The organism is Yoonia sp. (assembly GCF_042093035.1).
Taxonomy (GTDB): Bacteria; Pseudomonadota; Alphaproteobacteria; order Rhodobacterales; family Rhodobacteraceae; genus Yoonia.
In genome coordinates, this window is record NZ_JBELFI010000148.1 from 1 (window position 1) to 4,850 (window position 4,850).

General features: G+C 56.0%; 5 protein-coding genes. 3 read left to right on the forward strand and 2 right to left on the reverse strand.

The window, feature by feature from the left end; translation table 11 throughout:
- Both ACFDSS_RS13440 and ACFDSS_RS13445 read right to left on the reverse strand, forming a co-directional pair.
- A partial coding sequence (locus ACFDSS_RS13440) for a polysaccharide deacetylase family protein (RefSeq protein WP_375256239.1) occupies positions 1-540 on the reverse strand: 540 nt, incomplete at its 3' end.
- 101 nt (positions 541-641) lie between these two features.
- Positions 642-1,550, reverse strand: coding sequence for a LysR family transcriptional regulator (locus ACFDSS_RS13445; RefSeq protein ID WP_375256240.1), 909 nt, complete (start codon positions 1,548-1,550; stop codon positions 642-644).
- Positions 1,551-1,652: 102 nt separating this feature from the next.
- On the opposite strand from ACFDSS_RS13445, the gene ACFDSS_RS13450 reads away from it, so the two are divergent.
- The 3 genes from ACFDSS_RS13450 to ACFDSS_RS13460 form a co-directional block, all read left to right on the forward strand.
- Positions 1,653-2,891, forward strand: a complete 1,239-nt coding sequence (locus ACFDSS_RS13450) for a urate hydroxylase PuuD (RefSeq protein WP_375256241.1) — start codon at positions 1,653-1,655, stop codon at positions 2,889-2,891.
- A gap of 89 nt (positions 2,892-2,980) precedes the next feature.
- Positions 2,981-4,006 (forward strand): LacI family DNA-binding transcriptional regulator, encoded by a 1,026-nt coding sequence (locus tag ACFDSS_RS13455; protein ID WP_375256242.1) that lies wholly within the window; start codon positions 2,981-2,983, stop codon positions 4,004-4,006.
- A gap of 95 nt (positions 4,007-4,101) precedes the next feature.
- Positions 4,102-4,850: ABC transporter substrate-binding protein (locus ACFDSS_RS13460; RefSeq protein ID WP_375256243.1), on the forward strand; the 749-nt coding region annotated here is incomplete at its 3' end.

A 4,850-nucleotide genomic window follows, 5' to 3' on the forward strand; every position in this document is an offset into this window, starting at 1 on the left:
GGCAAACTGGCCCGTCTCAGCGGCCAAACGCACAGTATTATTGGAGCAACGGCCCGTGTACCACCCGCGCGGGGCTTCACCTGTCACTTCGGTGTGCAAACGGATCGCTTCCGCAATTTGGGCGCGTTCGACATTCTCAGGCATGTCTTTGTGTTCGACCCACTTCAGCCCGTGGCTGGCGATTTCCCATCCTGCGGATGTCATCGCAGCAACCTGATCGGGCGCGCGCGCGAGGGCCGTGGCCACGCCGTAAACGGTAAGCGGCGTATCCCCCAACATACGGTGCAGTCGCCAGAAACCGGCGCGCGACCCGTATTCATAGAGCGATTCCATGTTCCAATGGCGCTGGCCCAGCCAAGGGGCAGCGCCTGTGATTTCGGATAAGAACGCCTCTGATGCGGGATCGCCATGCAGGATGTTGTTCTCGCCGCCTTCTTCATAGTTCAGGACGATCTGCACGGCGATCTTCGCGCCATTGGGCCAATTCGCAGCAGGCGGCGTCGCACCATATCCGGTCATATCACGGGGGTATCGGGTCAATGGGCTGGCATCCTTTCTTGCGTTTGCACCGTTCTAGAACAAATCAAACGCAGCTACCTTCAAAAAACGCATGAAAGTCTCTTTTGTTGGCGGGGCGTCATCTAGCTACCCCTGACGACGCCGCTGATCCGCGCAATCATGAAATCCATGAAGAGCCGCGTTTTTGGATCTTGCCTGCGGCGATGTGTAAAGAGACATGCCATTTGGATCGGGACAGGCGGGGTTTGCGCGGCCACAGGCACCAATCGCCCCGCTTTGATGTGGTCGGAGACCTCAAACAGCGGTTTCATCACGATCCCGTTGCCGCTGAGCGCCCAATCAGTCAGCACATCACCGTCATCGGATTCGCAGCGCCCGTGGACGCGAAATTTCTTTGGGCCTTCGGGTGTCAACAATCGCCATTGGAATTCGGTCGCACCGGGAAACCGCAGGTTCAGGCAATCGTGATTGCCGGCAATCAAGTCTGCCCCGGTTTCAGGGTTGCCATGGGCACGCACATAAGCGGGGGAGGCGCATAAGATACGCTCCACATCCGCGATCTTGCGAATGCGCAGGTTGCTGTCTTCGGGATCACCGAGGAAAAATGCCAGATCCAGCCCCTCAGTCGTCATATCTACTGTGCGGTCCGTCAGGCGTAAGCGCAGTGTAATGTCAGGATAGAGCCGCAGAAACTCAGGAACATGCGGCGCGATCAACCGCCGCCCCACACCCAAGGGTGCAGCCACATAAAGCGCGCCTTTGGGGTTTTCAGTGATATTCACCACCTGCGTTTCCGCGCTGGCCACGCTTTCGAGGATTTCACAGGCACCACCGTAGAACGCGCGTCCCTGCTCTGTCGGGGCAAGACTGCGGGTGGTGCGTTGGAACAGGCGCACGCTCAGATGCGCTTCAAGCTGCGATATCCGCGCGGAGGTGACCGCAGGCGAAATCCGCAGGTCACGCGCGGCAGCGGACATGCTGCCCAGCTCATAGACACGGACAAAAGTGCGGATATTGTCGAGGTAGGACATTTGCTTGGTATTTTTGATGCTGTTTGGCGTCTACAAGCAATAGCAGAACAATCCATCCACGCCTAGGATGGGGTTAAGCTATGTCTGACAAAGGGGACCGCCATGTATGATCTTGCCATTCTCTGGGAGTGGATCGCTTTTTCGGTGCGCTGGTTGCATGTGATTACGGCGATGGCGTGGATTGGTGCGTCCTTTTATTTCATCGCACTGGATCTGATGCTGAAACCATCACCCCATTTGCCGGAAGGGGCATCGGGGGAGGAGTGGGAGGTGCACGGCGGCGGCTTCTACCACACTACAAAATTCATGGTCGCGCCTGCGCAAATGCCGGAGCATCTGACGTGGCATAAGTGGCAAAGCTATGCGACGTGGCTGTCGGGTGCGGCGCTTTTGATGATTGTCTACTGGGTTGGCGGTGAGCTTTACCTTTTGGACCCGACAAAAGCTGATCTGGCGCTTTGGCAGGGGGTCCTGATTTCGGGCGGCTCGCTTACGATTGGCTGGCTGGCCTATGATGCCATGTGCAAATCGCGGCTGAGCGAAAAGCCAACGATGTTGATGCTGTTGCTGTTCGCAATCCTTGTGGTGATGTCTTGGGGCTATAATCAGGTTTTCACCGGGCGCGCTGCTTTACTGCATCTTGGTGCGTTCACCGCGACGATCATGACGGCGAACGTGTTTTTTCAGATCATGCCGAACCAACGCATTGTCGTTGCTGACCTCAAGGCGGGGCGCACGCCCGATGCCAAGTACGGCAAGATCGCCAAGGTGCGCTCAACTCACAACAACTACCTGACACTGCCGGTTGTTTTCCTGATGCTGTCGAGCCATTATCCGCTCTCCTTCGGGACTGAATATGCCTGGATCATCGCCAGCCTGATCTTTCTGACAGGTGTGACGATTCGGCATTACTTCAACACCATGCACAAAACGGGCAAAGGGCCGCATTGGACGTGGGCGGTGACGGTTTTGCTGATGATCCTGATCGCCTGGCTGTCCACGATGCGCGGTGGCGACACCTGGCAAGAGGCGGAGGCACGCGCGCTGACGCCTTATGAGGAAAAATTTGCCTCTGCTGCCAGTTTTGAGGCGGCCTATGACACCGTCATCGCGAATTGTTCCATGTGCCACGCGCGTGAGCCGGTTTGGGGCAACATGCAGTGGGCGCCCAAGGGCGTTTATCTCGAAACGCCCGGTGATGTCGCAAGGCGTGCGTCGGAAATCTACCTCCACGCCGGTGTCAGCAATGCCATGCCGCCGCCCGGCGCGGTTCAGATGGATCCAGGGGCGCGCGCAATCCTCGTGAACTGGGTGCGCGAAGTTCGCAACGGTGGTGTGTGAATGCACACTTGGCAAATTACAACTTGACGCGCGACAAGAAATTGTTTCGGATGTAAAAACTTTCGGAAATATCTTGCTGGGCCGCGACCATGTCAGAGAACAAAATCAGAAACATGGAAGAATTCTCGGCCAAGAGCGGCATTTCGCGGCCGACGGTGTCGAAGTATTTCAACAACCCCGACAGTGTCCGCAGCGCCACCCGCACGAAGATTGAAGCGGCGATCGAGAAATATGATTATCGTCCCAATATCTATGCGATGAACCAAAACAGGAAGCTGACGAAGAATGTCGGCATCGTGGTGCCGTTTTTGGCTGACCCCTATTTTGCGGAAATCGCGCGCAATCTGGAGCAACGTTGTATTGATGCGGGCTACCGGCCCACGATGTTCAGCGCGCATGGTGACCCCGCGCATGAGGTGGAAATTCTGGACAGTCTACGTGCCCTCAAACCGGCGGGTGTCTTGCTGGCACCGCTGGGGCGTGCATCAGACAAAGGCGCACTTGAGAAATTCTGCGCCGATGTGCCAACCTTGATCTTCGACAGTAGCGTTGATGAGTTTGGCCTCGCTTTTGTTGGCTCTGACAACTTTCAATTCACGTCGCATATCTCCGATTATCTGTGCCGGACGGGGGAGCCGCCTTGTTTCTTTGAAATGAAAACCCCCGCAAACCCAAACGCGCATCGCCGCCGCCAGAGCTATCTGGATGCAATGGCCGCCTATGGGCACACGCCGCATGTCATTTCGGTTGATGGTGAAGGCTGGGGCTTTGAGGAGATCGGGCGGCTGGGTGGCCATCTGGCGCTGTCCGAATGCCAGTTCCAGACCAATACGATCCTGTGCAGCAATGACCGGCTCGCGATTGGTCTTTTGACAGCTTGCTATGAGCGCGGCGTCAAGGTTGGGCGCGGTCCTGACTGTTCGATTCGCGTCGCAGGACAGGACGGCCATCCGCATTCGCGCTACACCTGCCCGCCCCTGACGACGATTTCACATGACTATAATGCCGTTTCAAAACATGCGGCCGAGGCTTTGTTCAAAGCGATCGATGGCCACGTAGAACCTTGGAAAAGCACGAGAATCGAAGGCAAGCTGATTTTGAGGGACTCCGCTTGATGCATTGAATCTTTACGCGCGTAAAAAATTTGTTGACGTCGCGTCTTGAATTGCCCTAGCGTAGTGGCATCACATCCAATAGGGAGGAACACCGGATGTCTTTGAAGAGCACTCTTCGTGCTGCAACCGCGCTTACGCTGATTACAGCAGGCAGCGCATTTGCAGGCAGCCACTCAGCTACGATCACTATCGCCACCGTGAACAACGGCGACATGATCCGTATGCAAGGCTACACTGATGATTTCACCGCTGAGACCGGCATTGCCGTCGAGTGGGTGACATTGGAAGAAAACGTACTGCGTCAGCGTGTCACAACTGACATCACCACAAACGGTGGTCAGTTCGACATCATGACAATCGGCATGTATGAAACACCAATCTGGGGCGCCAACGGCTGGCTTGTCCCACTGGACGATCTGTCCGCTGACTATGATGCTGCAGACATTCTGCCAGCAATGTCCGGTGGTTTGTCTTATGACGGCACATTGTTTGCTGCACCATTTTATGGTGAAAGCTCCATGATTATGTACCGCACAGACCTGATGGAAGCTGCCGGTCTTGAAATGCCTGCGGCACCAAGCTGGAACTTCATCGCCAAAGCGGCGCGTGAAATGACTGACCGTGACAACGACATCAACGGTGTTTGCCTGCGTGGTAAAGCCGGTTGGGGTGAAGGCGGCGCGTTCATTACAGCCATGTCCAACTCATTCGGCGCACGCTGGTTCGACGAAGAGTGGAATGCACAGTTCGACACACGTGAGTGGTCTGACACGCTGAACTTCTACAAGAACATGATGGACGATGCTGGCCCCGCTGGTTTCGCAACAAACGGTTTCAACGAAAA

Coding starts and splice junctions, on each gene's coding strand:
- ACFDSS_RS13445 (WP_375256240.1), bottom strand. CDS start 1,550: ATGTCCTACCTCGACAATATCCGCACTTTTGTCCGTGTCTATGAGCTG.
- ACFDSS_RS13455 (WP_375256242.1), top strand. CDS start 2,981: ATGTCAGAGAACAAAATCAGAAACATGGAAGAATTCTCGGCCAAGAGC.
- ACFDSS_RS13450 (WP_375256241.1), top strand. CDS start 1,653: ATGTATGATCTTGCCATTCTCTGGGAGTGGATCGCTTTTTCGGTGCGC.